Source organism: Aliirhizobium smilacinae, assembly GCF_006335145.1.
Classification (GTDB): domain Bacteria; phylum Pseudomonadota; class Alphaproteobacteria; order Rhizobiales; family Rhizobiaceae; genus Neorhizobium; species Neorhizobium smilacinae.
In genome coordinates this window covers 171,420-187,221 of the sequence record NZ_VDMN01000003.1, presented here as the reverse complement: position 1 = coordinate 187,221, position 15,802 = coordinate 171,420, and the positions used below count along the sequence as shown (strand labels likewise).

Annotated in this window: 14 protein-coding genes and 2 pseudogenes; 6 read left to right on the top strand and 10 right to left on the bottom strand. The window is 59.7% G+C overall.

The features are described from left to right. Positions 1-4: 4 nt before the first annotated feature. The 3 genes from FHP24_RS15545 to FHP24_RS15535 form a co-directional block, all read right to left on the bottom strand. Complete coding sequence (locus tag FHP24_RS15545; RefSeq protein ID WP_139677145.1) at positions 5-529, bottom strand: GNAT family N-acetyltransferase; 525 nt, start codon at positions 527-529, stop codon at positions 5-7. 72 nt (positions 530-601) lie between these two features. After that, positions 602-2,041: a pyruvate kinase gene (pyk, locus tag FHP24_RS15540; RefSeq protein WP_139677144.1), complete on the bottom strand. Its 1,440-nt coding sequence runs from the start codon at positions 2,039-2,041 to the stop codon at positions 602-604. Continuing rightward, on the bottom strand, positions 2,041-2,424 hold the full coding sequence (locus tag FHP24_RS15535) for a DUF1036 domain-containing protein (RefSeq protein ID WP_112454589.1): 384 nt from the start codon (positions 2,422-2,424) through the stop codon (positions 2,041-2,043). The genes pyk and FHP24_RS15535 overlap by 1 nt, the downstream gene beginning before the upstream one ends. A gap of 322 nt (positions 2,425-2,746) precedes the next feature. Here FHP24_RS15535 and FHP24_RS15530 point away from each other — a divergent pair, with 322 nt between their 5' ends. The 4 genes from FHP24_RS15530 to FHP24_RS15515 all read left to right on the top strand — a co-directional run bounded on the left by FHP24_RS15530 (position 2,747) and on the right by FHP24_RS15515 (position 5,695). Continuing rightward, positions 2,747-3,538, top strand: coding sequence for an N-formylglutamate amidohydrolase (locus FHP24_RS15530; RefSeq protein ID WP_139677143.1), 792 nt, complete (start codon positions 2,747-2,749; stop codon positions 3,536-3,538). Positions 3,539-3,561: 23 nt separating this feature from the next. Next, positions 3,562-3,870 carry a DUF1244 domain-containing protein gene (locus FHP24_RS15525; RefSeq protein ID WP_139677142.1) on the top strand — a complete coding sequence of 103 codons (309 nt, stop codon included), beginning with the start codon at positions 3,562-3,564 and terminating at the stop codon, positions 3,868-3,870. Positions 3,871-4,062: 192 nt separating this feature from the next. Continuing rightward, positions 4,063-4,341, top strand: coding sequence for a DUF2312 domain-containing protein (locus FHP24_RS15520; RefSeq protein ID WP_139677141.1), 279 nt, complete (start codon positions 4,063-4,065; stop codon positions 4,339-4,341). A gap of 82 nt (positions 4,342-4,423) precedes the next feature. Further along, complete coding sequence (locus FHP24_RS15515; protein ID WP_139677140.1) at positions 4,424-5,695, top strand: flavin monoamine oxidase family protein; 1,272 nt, start codon at positions 4,424-4,426, stop codon at positions 5,693-5,695. A gap of 50 nt (positions 5,696-5,745) precedes the next feature. Here the strand turns inward: FHP24_RS15515 and FHP24_RS15510 are convergent, their stop codons facing one another. From FHP24_RS15510 to FHP24_RS15505, 3 genes and pseudogenes are all read right to left on the bottom strand, one after another. Then, a complete protein-coding gene (locus FHP24_RS15510; RefSeq protein WP_246091771.1) occupies positions 5,746-7,632 on the bottom strand; it encodes a DUF882 domain-containing protein in 1,887 nt (628 codons plus the stop codon). Between the two features lie 177 nt (positions 7,633-7,809). Then, positions 7,810-8,022 (bottom strand): annotated as a pseudogene (locus FHP24_RS29425) (helix-turn-helix domain-containing protein); the annotation flags it as partial. A 155-nt stretch (positions 8,023-8,177) separates the two neighbouring features. Beyond that, a pseudogene (locus FHP24_RS15505) lies at positions 8,178-9,363 on the bottom strand (sigma-54-dependent transcriptional regulator); the annotation flags it as partial. Positions 9,364-9,557: 194 nt separating this feature from the next. Here FHP24_RS15505 and FHP24_RS15500 point away from each other — a divergent pair. Further along, complete coding sequence (locus FHP24_RS15500; RefSeq protein ID WP_139677137.1) at positions 9,558-11,429, top strand: M3 family oligoendopeptidase; 1,872 nt, start codon at positions 9,558-9,560, stop codon at positions 11,427-11,429. A 152-nt stretch (positions 11,430-11,581) separates the two neighbouring features. Here the strand turns inward: FHP24_RS15500 and FHP24_RS15495 are convergent, their stop codons facing one another. Both FHP24_RS15495 and FHP24_RS15490 read right to left on the bottom strand, forming a co-directional pair. Then, positions 11,582-12,046 carry an NfeD family protein gene (locus FHP24_RS15495; protein ID WP_139677136.1) on the bottom strand — a complete coding sequence of 155 codons (465 nt, stop codon included), beginning with the start codon at positions 12,044-12,046 and terminating at the stop codon, positions 11,582-11,584. A 4-nt stretch (positions 12,047-12,050) separates the two neighbouring features. Continuing rightward, positions 12,051-13,082 carry an SPFH domain-containing protein gene (locus tag FHP24_RS15490; protein ID WP_139677135.1) on the bottom strand — a complete coding sequence of 344 codons (1,032 nt, stop codon included), beginning with the start codon at positions 13,080-13,082 and terminating at the stop codon, positions 12,051-12,053. A gap of 139 nt (positions 13,083-13,221) precedes the next feature. On the opposite strand from FHP24_RS15490, the gene queC reads away from it, so the two are divergent. After that, positions 13,222-13,932, top strand: coding sequence for a 7-cyano-7-deazaguanine synthase QueC (gene queC, locus FHP24_RS15485; protein ID WP_139677134.1), 711 nt, complete (start codon positions 13,222-13,224; stop codon positions 13,930-13,932). Positions 13,933-13,943: 11 nt separating this feature from the next. Here the strand turns inward: queC and FHP24_RS15480 are convergent, their stop codons facing one another. Together FHP24_RS15480 and hemH are read right to left on the bottom strand one after the other, a co-directional pair. Continuing rightward, positions 13,944-14,633, bottom strand: coding sequence for an SDR family NAD(P)-dependent oxidoreductase (locus FHP24_RS15480; RefSeq protein WP_139677133.1), 690 nt, complete (start codon positions 14,631-14,633; stop codon positions 13,944-13,946). A 22-nt stretch (positions 14,634-14,655) separates the two neighbouring features. Then, a complete protein-coding gene (gene hemH, locus FHP24_RS15475; protein ID WP_139677132.1) occupies positions 14,656-15,690 on the bottom strand; it encodes a ferrochelatase in 1,035 nt (344 codons plus the stop codon). Positions 15,691-15,802 lie beyond the last annotated feature (112 nt).

Here is a 15,802-nt window from a genome sequence, read left to right as displayed (position 1 = left end):
GGTCTCAGGCCGTCGTCCTGATATGCCGGTAAACCAGATCCATGGGATCGTGCCGCTCCGCCACCTCATCCAGCACCGCGCCAAGCCTTTCGGCCAGCCGGCGAGACTGCGTGTTGTCGGGGTGAATATAGCTCACCAGCGTTTTCAATCCCAACACCTCAAAACCCCACATGCGTAACGCAATGGCAGCCTCGGAAGCATATCCCCGTCCCTCGAAACCGGGATAAAGCAGCCAGCCCAATTCATGTTCGGGAAACAGAGGACCGGCATTGATACAGACCTGGCCGACGCAGCACCCATTAGCACGGTTCTCGATCATCAGTGAACCATGCCCCATCAAAGGCCACTGCGCGACATCATAACAGAACATGCCCCAGGCCGCCGTCTGGGCGTGTGGCCCGCCCATATGGACGGCTCGATCCGATGCCATGAACTCCGCATAGGTCGGCCAATCCGCCATGCGTAGCGCGCGCAATCTCAGACGTTCGGTTTCGATCAGGGGGATGAAGGAAGACAATGGATCACTCATGCAATGACACCCTAAACGCCAGACGGCCGGATTGCTCCGACCGTCTGGTAGTTCAGAAATATGTCAGTCCGATTATGCGCCGGTCTGGCCATCTGCGCCGATATAGGCGATGCGCAGCATGTTGGTCGAGCCGGGCGTGCCTAGCGGAACACCGGCCGAGATGATGATGCGGTCGCCGGGCTTGCCGAACTCTTCCGTTACGGTGATGCGCGCCGCGCGGTTCACCATATCGTCCAGATCGATCGCGTCATGGGTCACCACGCAATGCAGGCCCCAGCAGACAGCGAGACGGCGAGCCGTCTTGATGTTCGGGGACAGCGCCAGGATCGGCACGTTCGGGCGCTCGCGCGAGGCGCGCAGGCCGGTTGTGCCGGACTGTGTGTAGGTGACGATCGCTGCAGCCTGAAGCGTTTCGGCAATCTGGCGGGCAGCAAGCGAGATCGCGTCGGAACCTGTGGCTTCCGGCGTTGCACGCTGTGCGTAGATGATGCTCGGATAGAGCGGATCCTGCTCCACCTGACGGGCAATCGACGCCATCATCGAGACAGCCTCGACCGGATACTGACCGGAGGCAGATTCAGCCGACAACATGACGGCATCGGCACCTTCGAATACGGCGATCGACACGTCGGAGACTTCCGCGCGGGTCGGAACCGGAGCCGTGATCATCGATTCCAGCATCTGCGTTGCAACTACAACCGGCTTGCCTGCACGGCGGCAGGCACGGGTCAGCTGCTTCTGGATACCAGGCACCATTTCGATCGGCATTTCCACGCCAAGGTCACCACGGGCAACCATGACGGCATCGGAAAGCTCGATGATTTCATCGATACGCTCAAGCGCCTGCGGCTTTTCGATCTTCGACATGATGCCGACGCGACCGCGCGCGATTTTGCGGACTTCCACCAGGTCTTCCGGGCGCTGTACAAATGACAGGGCGATCCAGTCTGCATCGTCGGTGGCCAGAACCGCATCGAGGTCGGCGCGATCCTTGTCGGTCAATACACCGACGGTGAGGATCGTATCGGGCAGGCTGACGCCCTTGCGGTCGGAAATGCTGGTGCCGGCAACGACCGTGCAAACGATCTTCTTGCCGTCGGCCTCTATAGCCTTCAGCGCCAGCTTGCCGTCATCGATCAGCAGGCGATCGCCCGCCTTTACGGTTTCGAGGATTTCCGGATGGGGAAGATAGACGCGCGTTTCATCGCCCGGCGCCTCGTTATTGTCGAGCGTGAATGTCTGGCCCGGAGCCAGTGTTACTTTCGTGTTGGCAAACTTGCCGACGCGAAGCTTCGGTCCCTGCAAGTCACAGAGAATGCCGATCGGCCGTCCCGACTTCTTCTCGACCGAGCGGATACGCTCGATCAAGGTGCGCATCATGTCATGGCTGGCGTGGCTCATGTTGATACGGAACAGGTCGGCGCCTGCCTCGTGGAGCTTCTGGATCATTGCCTCATCCGACGATGCCGGACCGAGCGTGGCTAGGATCTTTACTTTACGGTTACGCCTCATCAATTCTGGCCTTCTTGCGAACCGGGCGTGTCCGAAAGCTGGACCATCCAGCTTCCCTGACGACCCGTATCATACTCTTTGAAACCCATGCGCTGGTGGCCACGGGTGAAACAATCATTGACGCCGACGATTTTGAACTCATTCTCGGCGACGCACATATTGATATTGCCGGTCCACCGCCCTCCTCGGGCGGCATCTTCGGCATATAGATAATAGTATCGTGACTGCAGTTCCCCTTCGATCAGAGTAGCGCAGGTGGAAGCAGGGACCTGCCACCATCCCTCGGTATTCCAACCGTCCTGGGCACGATAACCTATAGCCACCCCGACCAGATTCTGCGTGCCATTACACACGCGAAAATCTGCATGAGCCGGAGAAGCCATGAGAAGCGGTGCACCTACGCAAAAGGCGAAAGCACCCGCCGGAACGGAAAGGAGCGAACGAAAATAAATTTTAATCGATTTTATCGGCACGGTTTCCGTCAGGACTCCATGGTTATCGTGGAGGCACTTTCTCGCGCGCAACGGCCAGAAAGTCAACGAAGCTGTAGTTGATTGCGTCGCCCTGCCGCTAGGCCTACCCAAAATTGTTGCATCCCCCTGCCCAGGCTTGCTTTTTGACAGGTAGAAGCCTCCGCTCTTGCGCCGGATCGGGGGCCATGCGATCACCAGACCCACAACATAATCGTTTGAAATGACCGTGAGCATGCAGAATTTCCAACCGTTCGAGATCATAGACGGCGACTATGACAAAGGCATGGTGCTTCTAGCAGACCACGCCATGAACCGCCTTCCCCCGCAATATGGCAGCCTCGGCCTGCCCGACAGTGCCTTCCTCAGGCACATCGCCTTTGACATCGGCGTCGAGGGACTGACACGCAGGCTGGCCGCGATGCTCGGCGTTCCGGCCGTGCTTGGCTGTTTTTCACGCCTGTTGATCGACCCGAACCGTGGTGAGGACGATCCGACGCTGGTGATGAAGATTTCCGACGGCGCGATCATTCCCGGCAATCACCCGATGACCGACGAGGAGTGGCAGATCCGTCTCGACACCTATCACCGGCCGTACCATCGCGCCGTCGAGCAGACACTCGCCAGGGCATCGGCTTCCGGCCGGGCTCCACTGGTGCTTTCGCTGCACTCCTTCACCCCCTTCTGGAAGAATTTCGCGCGGCCCTGGCATACTGCCGTGCTGTGGGACAGTGATGACAGGGCGGTCCTGCCCTTGCTTTCAATGCTGCGGGAGGCGGGCGATATCGTCGTCGGCGACAACGAACCTTATGACGGCGCACTGAAGGGCGACACGATGTACCGCCACTGCATGGTTCCCGGCATTCCACACACACTTCTCGAGGTCCGGCAGGACCTGATCGGTGACGAAGCAGGCATGGATGCGTGGGCGAGAAGGCTAGCGCCGATCTTTACCGCGCTCAACACAGACCCCACATTGCACGAATACCATGTTTTCCCGTCGCGAACCGGCCCCTACCCTGCCTAACGGTAACAACAGGAGATGTTCCCATGACTGAGCTCACCAAGGAACAGCAGACGGAACTCGAGGCGGCAGCGTTTCGCCGGCTCGTCGAGCACCTGCGCCAGCGTACCGACGTGCAGAATATCGACTTGATGAACCTGGCCGGGTTTTGCCGCAACTGCCTGTCCAACTGGTACCGCGACGCAGCCGCTGACGCGGGCCTGGATATTTCCAAGGACGCATCGCGCGAGGTCGTTTACGGCATGCCCTACGAGGACTGGAAGAACCTTCACCAGGGGCAAGCGGACGACGCTCAAAAAGCCGCATTCGAGATCAACAAGCCGCCTCATGGCTGAAATCACAACGATGATTGATTGCACTTGACCTCGCGCCTGCTTTTCGGCACTTGACCAGCACACAAGCAATTCCAGCAAAATGGGAAACCGGTTTTGCCTTCGGAATTGCGTTGAATAAAGAGAGAGAGCGGTTTCGCGTTTCGAAGAAAAGCGGAAATGCTCTGAGAGACATTTCACAATCAGGAGACACCGATGTCTGATGCTCATGGCGTCGCCCGCGACCAGCTCCGCGCTTTTATCGAGCGCATCGAACGACTTGAAGAAGAAAAGAAGACGATTGCCGACGATATCAAGGATGTCTACGGCGAAGCGAAGTCGATGGGTTACGACACCAAGATCATGAAAAAGGTCATCGCCCTTCGCAAGAAGGACGATCAGGAGCGCATGGAAGAGGATCTCATCCTCGACACCTACCTCAGCGCCCTTGGCATGATCCCGGGCGCTGGCACCGAAGAGGAAGAAGCCGCCTGATCCGCTTTTCAAAGCCCGCCCTCGAAGGCGGGCTTTTTCTTTTCCGCCTGACACAGCCAATTTCTCGTTTCCCGAGTTTCTCATGGCAGATCACGACGTCATCGTTATCGGCGCAGGTTTTACCGGCCTCACCGCAGCCGTAAACCTGATAGAGGCAGGCCTCGATGTCATTATCATCGAGGCCCGCAACCGGGTCGGCGGGCGCGTCGAGTCGGAATATCTGCCGAGCGGCATTCGCATCGACACCGGTGGCCAGTTCCTCTGCCGGGACATGACGCATCTGATGGAAACTGTGCAGCGGTACGGCGCGCGCACCGTCTTTTCCCATGTCGAGGGAGAACAATCCTATCGGCCTGCCATATCGCCTGAACGAGGCGAAACCATCTGGAACGCTGTCGAGCGACTGCGGGAGGAGATGCTGGCGCTCGACATGACCGATCCCGCGCTCGCCCGCCTGACCGTCGGGCAATGGATCGACCGGCAGACGGAAATACCCGCCGACGTGACCGGCTCCTTTCGCAGACTTGTAAAAGGCCTCTGGTGCCGGGCACCGGAAGAGGTCGCACTCGCCTATCTCGTATCGAACGACCGCAGGATCACCAATGTTTACCCGGAGCTCGAAATGTTCCTGGGCGACACCATGCACGGACTGGCGGAAAAGCTCGCCGAAAGCCTCGGCGACCGCCTGAGACTGTCGGCGCCGGCCACCTCGATCACGATGATGGAGGATATGGCGGAGGTCGACGTCGAGGGTCGCGCACTGACGGCAAGGCAGGTCATCCTCGCGGTCCCGCCGGTCATGGCGCGCCGGATCGAAATTTCGCCGCCTCTGCCCGATCAGCTGTGCAAGGCACTGGCGGCCTGGGAACCGGGCTGCGCCATCAAACTGCAGGTTGGCTACCAACGGCCATTCTGGCGGGACCGAAATCTCAGCGGGTCGGTGATGTGGAGCGATCCACAAGGCATGTATGCCTGCGACGCCAGCCACGACACTTATGCCGGTATAGTTGTCTTCCTCGGAGGCCCGCTCGCCTCGTTGTGGCATAAAAAACCGCAGGCGGAACTTGCAGCCTTCGTCACCGCGGAACTTGCGATGGCTCTCGGGGAAGAAGCGAAACATCCCGCTTCGGTCAACATACGCGACTGGGTGAATGATGCCTGGAGTGACGGCGCCTATAGCGACGTCATCACCGACATCGACGCGACGGATGCGGAAGCCGTTTTGCTGCAGGGAATGCCGCGTCTAAACTTCGCCTGCTCAGAACTGTCGCCATCCTTCCCCGGTTACGTCGAGGGAGCGATTGTCGCCGGCAAAAACGCAGCGCAGTCGGTTCTGCAGATTCTAAGGAAATAGCCCGGTCAACCGGACACATTCCCAGCAGTGAGACCATCATTCAAAGAATGTCAGTTGGATCCGCTGAAGCGGCTCGGATCGACGGCAACCGCAGCCGAAACCGGCTTGAAGCCTTCATTGGCATAGGCAGCCGAATATTCGCTGTTGAGCGTCCGGGTCACTACACGTGGCGCCTTCACAGACACCACATCGCCTGAACGCTTGTTGTCCAGCGCCCATTTTTCCAATGCATCCTTGGTCAGATTACCGGAGGCAGGAGCCATGGCAGGTTTCGTCGATCGGCCACCCTTGGTCGGTACGGCAGCAGCAGCAGCTGCGACCCATTTGGGTGTGTCGAAACCATCACCGAATTGCCCGGCGGCGGAAGGCGCATGAATAACCTTCTGCGGTAGTGCTGCCACTTCCACCGGCTTGCGGGTCTGTGCAGGGGCAGGCACCGGAGCGGACTGGGCCGCGCGGGTGTTTTCGCTGATCGGACGAATGCTTGCTGCCGGCCTGCGCTCGTCATCGACGCTGCGCGAAAGGGCTGCAACGAGTTCAGGCGTCAGAGCCTGTTCGTCACGCACCGGCTGCGGCGACTGCAATTGCGGCGTTGGGATCACTGATGCAACCTGAGCAACCGCCGGCCGATGAGCCGGCAGAGGAACGCCCGACATATCCTGCAGCGAAGCCGGGACATCGCCGAGCGACGCCATCATCGTCGACGTGTCCGCATCGGCCTTCAGGCCGCGCGAACCGAGCAGGGTCGGCACAGGAACGGAATATTTCGTCAGATCGGCGAAATCCTCGCCTTCAGGCCGGCTGTTTGCCGAAGCTGCAGCCTGCAAGGCCAGAGCTTCCTGGGCCGGATTGCGCTGCTGTGAATAAAGCGCCGTTGCAAGCGCACCCGGGCCATCCTGCCTGAATGCAGGACGTGAGGCCGGAACAGGCGCAGTAATGGTTTCAGGCTGTTGCTGCCGTGGCTCGGCCGAAGCGACCATCACACCCGGCAGCGGAGTGGCAGGTGCCTCGTCCTCTGCGTCAGCTGGCCTGCTTGCGGGCGCTGACGGCCGTGGCGATGCCGCGACCGGCGCGCTGCTTTCGCCGTTATCCTCTTCCTCGTCGGCACCGCCGCCGAAGAGAGTAGCCAGGAAGCCGCGACGCTTGCGCTCGGCCGCCGGTGCACCACCTGCCGTCGATGCGATCTCGATCGAATTGGAGCCGACCCGTTTCTTGTAATCGGCAAGCGCCTGATCATAGCCCGGTAGAGGCTGACCATCCGCCGGCAGATGCAGCGTGTTGCCCTTCGGGAAAATCTGCACCAACTCCTGGCGCGACATCCGCGGCCATGCGCGCACGCCGCCGACATCCAGATGTACGAAAGGCGAACCCGATGTCGGATAGAAGCCGACGCCACCGACCTGCATCTGCATCGCAAGCGCGCGCAGGGTCGCAAGCTTCACGCCGGGAATATAGAAATCCATCGCCTTGCCGAGCATGTGCTGGCTGTTCTTCGCCACGCCCGTGTTGCGCGAGCGCCCTCTCAGCATCCCGTTGGTCGTTGGAGACCGATAGGCGGATACGACGTGGATATAATCCTTGGCGCCACTGCGGCGATAAACTTCCCAAACGAGATCGAAAAGACGCGGATCCATCTTCGTCGGCTCGTTCTTGCGCCAGTCGCGCAGGAAGTTGTTGATCTGCTGCAGACCCTTGGGATCGAATCGGCCGTTACGCTTGAAGGTAATTTCGGCCTTTTCGCCGGTATGGATGAAATAAAGCTTGAGACTTCTGTTTTCGGCAGCCGCCTGGCTAACCGATCCGGGCCAAATGGAGGCGGCAACGAGCGCCAGCGCCGCACCTGTAGCGGCACGCTTTGTCAGCGACTGGAAAGCCTTGAGAACGAAGCGGCGAACGCTCGTGCCTTCAGGCGTTTCTTTTGCATTCAAATCAGGCAAAGCGATCCCCGTCCTGCAGACAACGTCCCTCGCTGTCCCATTTGGCTGACAATTGCGGTCACACGATGGCAAATTTGCCACACATGTACAAGCATCTCTCATATAGTCAATGATGTGCTAAAGAGAGATTGACACAAATTGCCATCGTTTGCTTGCCTGAAAATTAACACTCCCTAATCAAGCGGCTTCCTTTAGCGGATCATCCGGATCGATTCCGTAATCCTTGAGCTTGCGGTAGAGAGTCGAGCGGCCAATGCCGAGTTTGCGCGCAACCTGGCTCATCTGACCGCGATAGAACTTGAGCGCGAAGCGAATCAGTTCCTCCTCGACATCGGCAAGTTTTCGCACCTCTCCCGAATCATCGGTGCTGACGATGACGTTGTCTGACGCCGGATAGGCAGCAGCCAGAAGCGCCCGAGGATCCGGCCGCATCGTGCGCGGCGGCAGCATCGGTTGCGGAAAGCTTGGATCCTCGCCAAGCGGACGGAAAATCGGAGTTGGCGATGCCGAGGCAACAGCGGTGGCCGCCAGTTCCGGGCTGCGGAATTCAGGCACTTGCGCGGCGATCTGCGGGAAATCCAGCTCGGTCAGCTCGTCCCCTTCGGCCAAAACAATGGCGCGGAAGATGGCGTTTTCCAGCTGACGGATGTTGCCCGGCCAATCATAGGAGGTCAGCAGTGCAAGTGCACCGGCGCTGACGCCGAGATTGGTCGGCAGCTTCTGTTCGACCGAGAACCGTTCGGCGAAAACCCGGACCAGATGCGGGATATCTTCCTTGCGGCGACGCAACGCCGGAATGGTGATTGGGAAAACGTTGAGACGATAATAGAGATCCTCACGGAACCGCCCGGCCCGAACCTCTTCGATAAGATCCTTGTTGGTTGCCGAAATCAGCCGCACATTGACCTTGTGAACACGGCCGGCACCGACGGTTTCGATCTCGCCCTGCTGCACGGCGCGCAGCAGTTTCACCTGCACTTCGAGCGGTAGATCACCGATTTCATCCAGGAAAAGCGTGCCGCCGTCTGCTTCGACGAACTTGCCGGTGTGACGTTCGGTAGCACCGGTAAACGCACCCTTTTCATGACCGAACAGGATGCTCTCGACGAGGTTGGCAGGAATGGCGCCACAGTTGACGGTGATGAACGGCTTGCCGGCGCGATCGCTGCCCGACTGGATGGCACGCGCGATCATCTCCTTGCCGACGCCGGATTCACCCTCAAGCACCACCGGAATGTTGGAATGGGAGGCGCGCTGCGCCAGATCGATGACCCGCAGCATGTCGGGGCTTGCCGATACGATGTCGTTGAAGCCGACCACACCGGCCCGGCGACGGCCGACCTTGGCCTTGCCCTCACGGTGATCGAGCTTCAGTGCATTGCCGATCGAGGTTGCGATCCGCTCCGGCGAGACCGGCTTGACCACGAAGTCGAAAGCCCCTGCCCGCATTGCCTGGACCACATACTCGATGCTGCCCTGCCCGGTCTGCACGATCACCGGTATCTGGACGCCCATCTCGCGCAGTGCCGCAAGGAATGTCAGGCCATCCATTTCCGGCATCATCAGATCGAGCACGATGACATTCACCTCGCCGCTTGTGCGGCTGAGGAAATCAAGCGCGGCCTTTCCGTTTTCGGCCATATGCGCGACATAACCCTGCCGCTCGATGGCATTTTTGAGAAGGCGGCGCTGAATGGGGTCGTCATCGACCACGAGGATATGAGCAGACATGCTTGAACTCCCGGCAACGTTCATCGTGCACCCTTTGCGGGCTCTTATGCTTCAGGTTGTGCCAGAAAGGCTTGAACATCCCCTTTTGAGAAAAGCTCACATTTTAACCGTCTGAACGGAAAACGGACGGGTGGCGACATCAGGGCTGAAATGCTACCCCTCGGGCACCCATTTGAGTGAAAGGAAAGACCATTATGAAACGCATTACGCAGCTCCGACCGGTCTTGGCTGCATCTCCCGCGGGAAATGGCGAAGCGGGTTCCGCCAATGACCCGGCACTTGGTCTCCTGCCGGTCTGGAAGCTTTCCGATCTTTATGCCGCCAAGGATGATCCGGCTTTTGTCGCCGACCTGAAGAAATCGGAAATGGATGCGCTTGCCTTTGAAGCGAAATGGAAGGGCAAGCTGGCAGAGGCCGCGACGAAGACCGGTGCCGGCGGCATCGGCGAAGCGCTGAACGAATATGAAGCGCTCGACGATCTGCTCGGCAAGATCGGCTCTTTCGCCGGGCTCACCTATTTCTCCGACACATCAAGCCCCGCCAACGGCAAGTTCTTCGGCGATGCGCAGGCCAAGCTTACCGACATCTCCTCGCATCTCCTGTTCTTCGCGCTCGAACTCAACCGCATCGACGATGCCGTGATGGACGCCTGCATAGACCGCGATCCGACAGCCGGACATTATCGCCCTTGGATCGTGGACTTGCGGAAGGACAAGCCCTTCCAGCTGGATGACAAGCTGGAGCAGCTTTTCCTCGAAAAATCCATGACCTCGGCCGCTGCCTTCAACCGGCTGTTCGACGAAACCATGGCGGAGCTTCGTTTCGATATCGACGGCGAAAAGCAACCACTCGAAGTCACGCTCAACATGCTGCAGGAAGCCGACCCGGCCGTTCGCGCCAAGGCCGCTGCAGCACTGTCGAAAACCTTCGGTGAAAACCTGCGCGTCTTCACCCTGATCACCAACACGCTCGCCAAGGACAAGGAAATTTCAGATCGCTGGCGCGGTTTCGACGATATCGCCGACAGCCGCCATCTGGCCAATCGCGTCGAGCGTGAAGTGGTCGATGCGCTGGCCGCCGCCGTCAAGGACGCCTATCCGCGCCTCTCGCATCGCTATTATGCGATGAAGGCGAAATGGCTCGGCGTGGATCAGCTGAACTACTGGGATCGCAACGCGCCGCTGCCGGAAAGCCCCAAGGCCGTCATTTCGTGGGAAACGGCGAAAGAGACGGTGCTTTCAGCCTACGGCGCTTTCGCCCCGGAAATGGCAGATATTGCCGGCCGCTTCTTCAATGAGGAATGGATCGATGCCCCTGCCCGTCCCGGCAAGGCACCGGGCGCGTTCGCTCATCCGGTCGTGCCGTCTGCCCACCCTTATGTCCTGGTTAACTATCTCGGCAAGCCACGCGACGTGATGACGCTCGCCCACGAACTCGGCCATGGCGTGCATCAGGTTCTGGCCGCCGACCAGGGCGCCCTGATGTGCCAGACGCCGCTGACGCTGGCCGAGACGGCTTCCGTCTTCGGCGAGATGCTGACCTTCCGCGCGCTTCTCGAAAAGACGAAAGACAAGCGTGAGCGCAAGGCAATGCTCGCCCAGAAGGTCGAGGACATGATCAACACGGTCGTGCGCCAGATCGCTTTCTACCAGTTCGAGCGCAAGGTCCATACGGCACGCAAGGAAGGCGAACTGACATCCGAGCAGATCGGGGCGCTATGGCTCTCCGTGCAGGCAGAAAGCCTCGGCCCGGCGATCAAAATCTCGGAAGGCTACGAAAGCTGGTGGACCTACGTCCCCCACTTCATCCACTCGCCCTTCTATGTTTACGCCTATGCCTTCGGCGACTGCCTGGTGAACTCGCTTTACGCGGTCTACCAGAACGCGGCACCAGGTTTTCAGGACAAGTATTTCGAACTCCTGAAGGCAGGCGGCACCAAGCACCATTCGGAACTGCTGAAACCCTTCGGTCTCGACGCCACCGACCCGACCTTCTGGTCCAAGGGCCTGTCGATGATCGAAGGCCTGATCGACGAACTGGATGCACTGGACAAGGAACTGGCCTGAGAGCTGAAACGAAATACGGCCGGGTGAAGCCCGGCCGTTGAATGCACGACGGACGCCACAAAGTTGGAAAACTCCAACGTCCACTTGCGGCTAAGGCGCACTCCAAGTCCCTCACTCCTGTGCTTGTCACAAGAATGAGGGTGTTGGGGCGCTTATCTCACCACCGGCTCCACCGTGAGATCTCGGCCGCTGGACGCCACCACCCGTACGCGTGAGCCGACCGGCAGGTCCGGGCCCATGACCAGCCACATCGTATCGTCCAGCTTGATGCGCCCGCGCCCTTCGAGGATAGGTTCCGACAGTGTTGCCGTGCGGCCGATCAGGCTTTCGCCGCGGCGGTTGAGCCAGGGCTCGTCGCTCTTTGCGCCCTTGCCATTGTAGAACCGTCTGCCCAGCACCGCGAAAACCACCGAAAGCACGGCAAACAGCAGAAGCTGCACATGCCAGCCCCAGAAGGCGGAATCCCACAAAGCCAGCGACAGTGCACCGAGCACGACGGCAGCCGCGCCGATCCAGATCAGAAATACGCCGGGCACCATCAGTTCGAGGCAGAGCAGGATGAGCCCGACGATCCACCAGCCCCATGGTCCGAGGCTGTTCCAGAGTTCGACCACCATCACGTCACCTCTCGGAAGTCGGAGGCGTAAATGGCGGCACGACGGCCGTCACCGTCGGCGTGCTGCGCGCCGGGCGTGTCGCTGCCGGGCGCGGCGTCGAAGGTGCCGGACCATTGCCGTCGCCAAACGCTTCCTTGGCGATGGCCCCGATACCGCCGAGCGAACCGATCAGCGACGAGGCTTCCAGCGGCATCAGAACGATCTTGGAATTGTTGGCCTTGCCGATCTCGATCAGCGCTTCGGTATATTTCTGCGCAACGAAGTAGTTGATCGCCTGTACATCACCGACCGCGATCGCTTCCGAGACCACCTGCGTCGCCCTGGCTTCGGCTTCTGCCAGACGTATACGGCCCTCGGCCTCGCGGAATGCCGCCTCGCGTTCGCCTTCCGCCTGCAGCACGGCGGCCTGCTTGGCACCTTCCGCCCTGAGGATCTGCGCGTTACGCGATCCTTCGGCTTCGAGGATCTGGGCGCGTTTCTCGCGCTCCGCCTTCATCTGTCGCGCCATGGATTCGACCAGGTCCTTCGGCGGCTGGATATCCTTGATCTCGATACGGGTGACCTTGATGCCCCAGGGATGCACCGCTTCATCGACGACCCGCAGCAGCCGTTCGTTGATGATGTCGCGGTTGGACAGCAATTCGTCGAGATCCATCGAGCCCATGACGGAGCGAATGTTGGTCATGGTGAGGTTCTGGATGGCGTTCTGCAGATTGGTGATCTGATATGCGGCCTGAGCCGGATTCAGCACCTGATAGAAGGCCACGGCATCGGCAGCAACGCTGGCATTGTCCTTGGTGATGACTTCCTGCGTCGGAATGTCGAGCACCTGTTCCATAACGTTCATGCGCGCGCCGATCCGTTCGATGAACGGCGTCAGGATATTCAGGCCCGGCTCGAGCGTGCGCGTATATTTGCCGAAGCGCTCTACCGTGTAGCAATATCCCTGCGGCACCGTTTTCACCAATGCGAACAGCAGCAGGATCGCCAGGACCACGATTCCGATGACGAAAATATCAAAGCCGCCCAAGCTCATAAATGCCTCCCTTATGAATTCTCTTGAAATCCAGCCAATCCTATTCAACCGAAGCGGCATTCACAAGCACAGGAAGCTGGTCTAGAAGGCACCCGCATCACCGGTCGCAGCCTACCCGGTCAAAACAAGGACACCAATCATGAAGACCTTAGTCGTCTGCTCCGGCGGACTGGATTCCGTTTCACTTGCCCATAACATCGACGCCAAAGGCGACCTGATGGGCCTGATCTCCTTCGATTACGGCCAGCGCCATAGAAAAGAACTGGAATTTGCTGCAGCCGCTGCAAAGCGCCTCGGCGTCTTCCATCAGATCATCGACATGCGCGCCATCGGCAGCCAGCTCACCGGCTCGGCGCTGACCGGCGACCTCGATGTGCCGGACGGTCATTATGCCGAAGAGACGATGCGCATCACCGTCGTGCCGAACCGCAATGCGATCATGCTGACGATCGCCTTCGGCGTTGCCGCCGCCCGCCAGGTGGATGCGGTGGCGATTGCAGTCCATGGCGGCGACCATTTCATCTATCCCGATTGCCGCCCCGGCTTCATCGAAAGCTTCGACACGATGCAGCGCCACGCGCTCGAAGGTTATGCTTCGGTGAAACTGCTCGCCCCTTACGTCACCGGCTCCAAGGCGGATATCGTGACAGACGGCGCAAAACACCACACCCCGTTTGGCGAAACATGGTCGTGCTACAAAGGCGGAGAACGTCACTGCGGCCGCTGCGGCACCTGCGTCGAGCGCCGCGAGGCCTTCCATCTGGCAGGAGTCGATGATCCGACAGACTACGAGGACCCGGATTTCTGGAAGTCCGCGACAGAAGGTTTCAAGGCCGAGGAAGTGCGTTAAAAGCCGGTGGCTTATTCGGTATAGATCATCTTCTTTGTCATGCCGCCATCGACCGTCAGAACCTGACCGGTGACGAAACCCGCGCCATCCAGATAAAGCACGGCATCGGCAATATCCTTCGGTCGCCCGACCCGGCCGACTGGATGCTGTGCCTCGTCCTCTTCGCTCAGATCCATGTCATTAGTGATCCAGCCCGGAGCCACTGCATTGACCCGGATCTTCGGGCCGAGGCTGACGGCCAACGCATGCGTCAACGCCACCAGTCCGCCCTTGGATGCGGCATAGGCTTCCGAATTGGGTTCCGACATGAAAGCACGGGTCGAGGCCATGTTGACGATGGATCCGCCTGTCCGCATCAGCGGCACAACCGCCCGCGTCATCAGGAATGCGCCGGTGAGATGGCTGTCTATGACACGGCGCCAGTCGGCAAAGGACATATCAAGGATCGAGGTCCCGAGCGCGCCGGCGGTAGCGCCGGCATTGTTGACCAGCAGGTCGATCTGATCCCAGCCGAGTTCGGCTATGGCAATGTCCACGGATGCTTCGTCGGCGACGTCACACTCGATACCGCGGACACCGTCGGAGGGATGAGTGGAGACGGTGAGATCGAAAGAAGCAACGTCGAAACCACGGGCGACAAGCGCCTCGCAGATCCCTGTTCCGATCAGGCCCGCGCCGCCGGTGACGATTGCGTTTTTCATCTCACGCTCCGTGTTCGTGGGTTTACACCCAGCCCTGCAGCTCGCGGCGCACCACGGTCTCCAACACGTTCATGCCGCCCTCGCTGTCGTTGAGGCAGGGGATGTGGACGAATTTCTCGCCGCCGTGATGCATGAAGATTTCTCCGGCCTCGCCGGCGATTTCCTCAAGTGTTTCCAGACAGTCGGAAACAAAACCGGGGTTCATGATGGCGACGCGCTTGATGCCTTCGGCAGCCAGCCCTTCCATCGTCTTGTCGGTATAGGGCTGCAGCCATTCTTCCGGCCCGAAACGGGACTGGAAGGTGATGCGCAGCTGATCTTGGCGATACCCGAGCGCCTCGCGCAGCAGACGGGCCGTCTTCTGGCAGAAACACTGATACGGATCGCCAGCCTTGAAATAGGATTGCGGAATGCCGTGGAACGAGGTGATCAGCAGCTGCGGTTCCCAGTCGAGAGTCGACAGTGTCTGGCGAACCGAATTGGCGAGCGCTTCGATATAGGCCGGATCATCGTGATAGGTCGGCACGGTGCGCACCGCCGGCTGCCAGCGCATCTTCATCAGATGCTCGAACGCCTTGTCGTTGACGGTCGCGGTCGTTGCTGCCGCATATTGCGGATAAAGCGGGAAAAGCACGATGCGGTCGCACCCTTGCGCCTTCAGCGCATCGATCTTCGACGCGATCGACGGGCTGCCGTAACGCATGCCCCAGTCGACCACGACATTGGGCAGGTCCTTCAGCCGCTGCGCCATCAACTCACCCTGGTTGCGGGTATAGGTGCGCAGGTAGCTTTCGTTGAGATCCTTGTTCCAGATCGCTTCATAGGCCTTGCCTACCTTCTGCGGGCGTTTGTTGAGCACGATGCCGTAGAGGATCGGATACCAATAGAGTTTCGACCATTCGATGACGCGGCTGTCCGACAGGAATTCGGCCAGATAGCGCCGCATCGACCAGTAATCCGTGCCGTCGGGCGTGCCGAGATTGACCAGCAGGACGCCCACCTTGCCGAAGGACACGGTAGGATGCGAGGCAGGCATGGAGGAAGACGAAGTGCTCATGAAAGCTTTCCAGAAAATCGAACCGAAACCATTACGGTATTCGACGGGCTGCGGATTACTTAGAAATAAAAAACGGCTCGGGAAACCCCGAGCCGCAATCGTCGCTGAGACA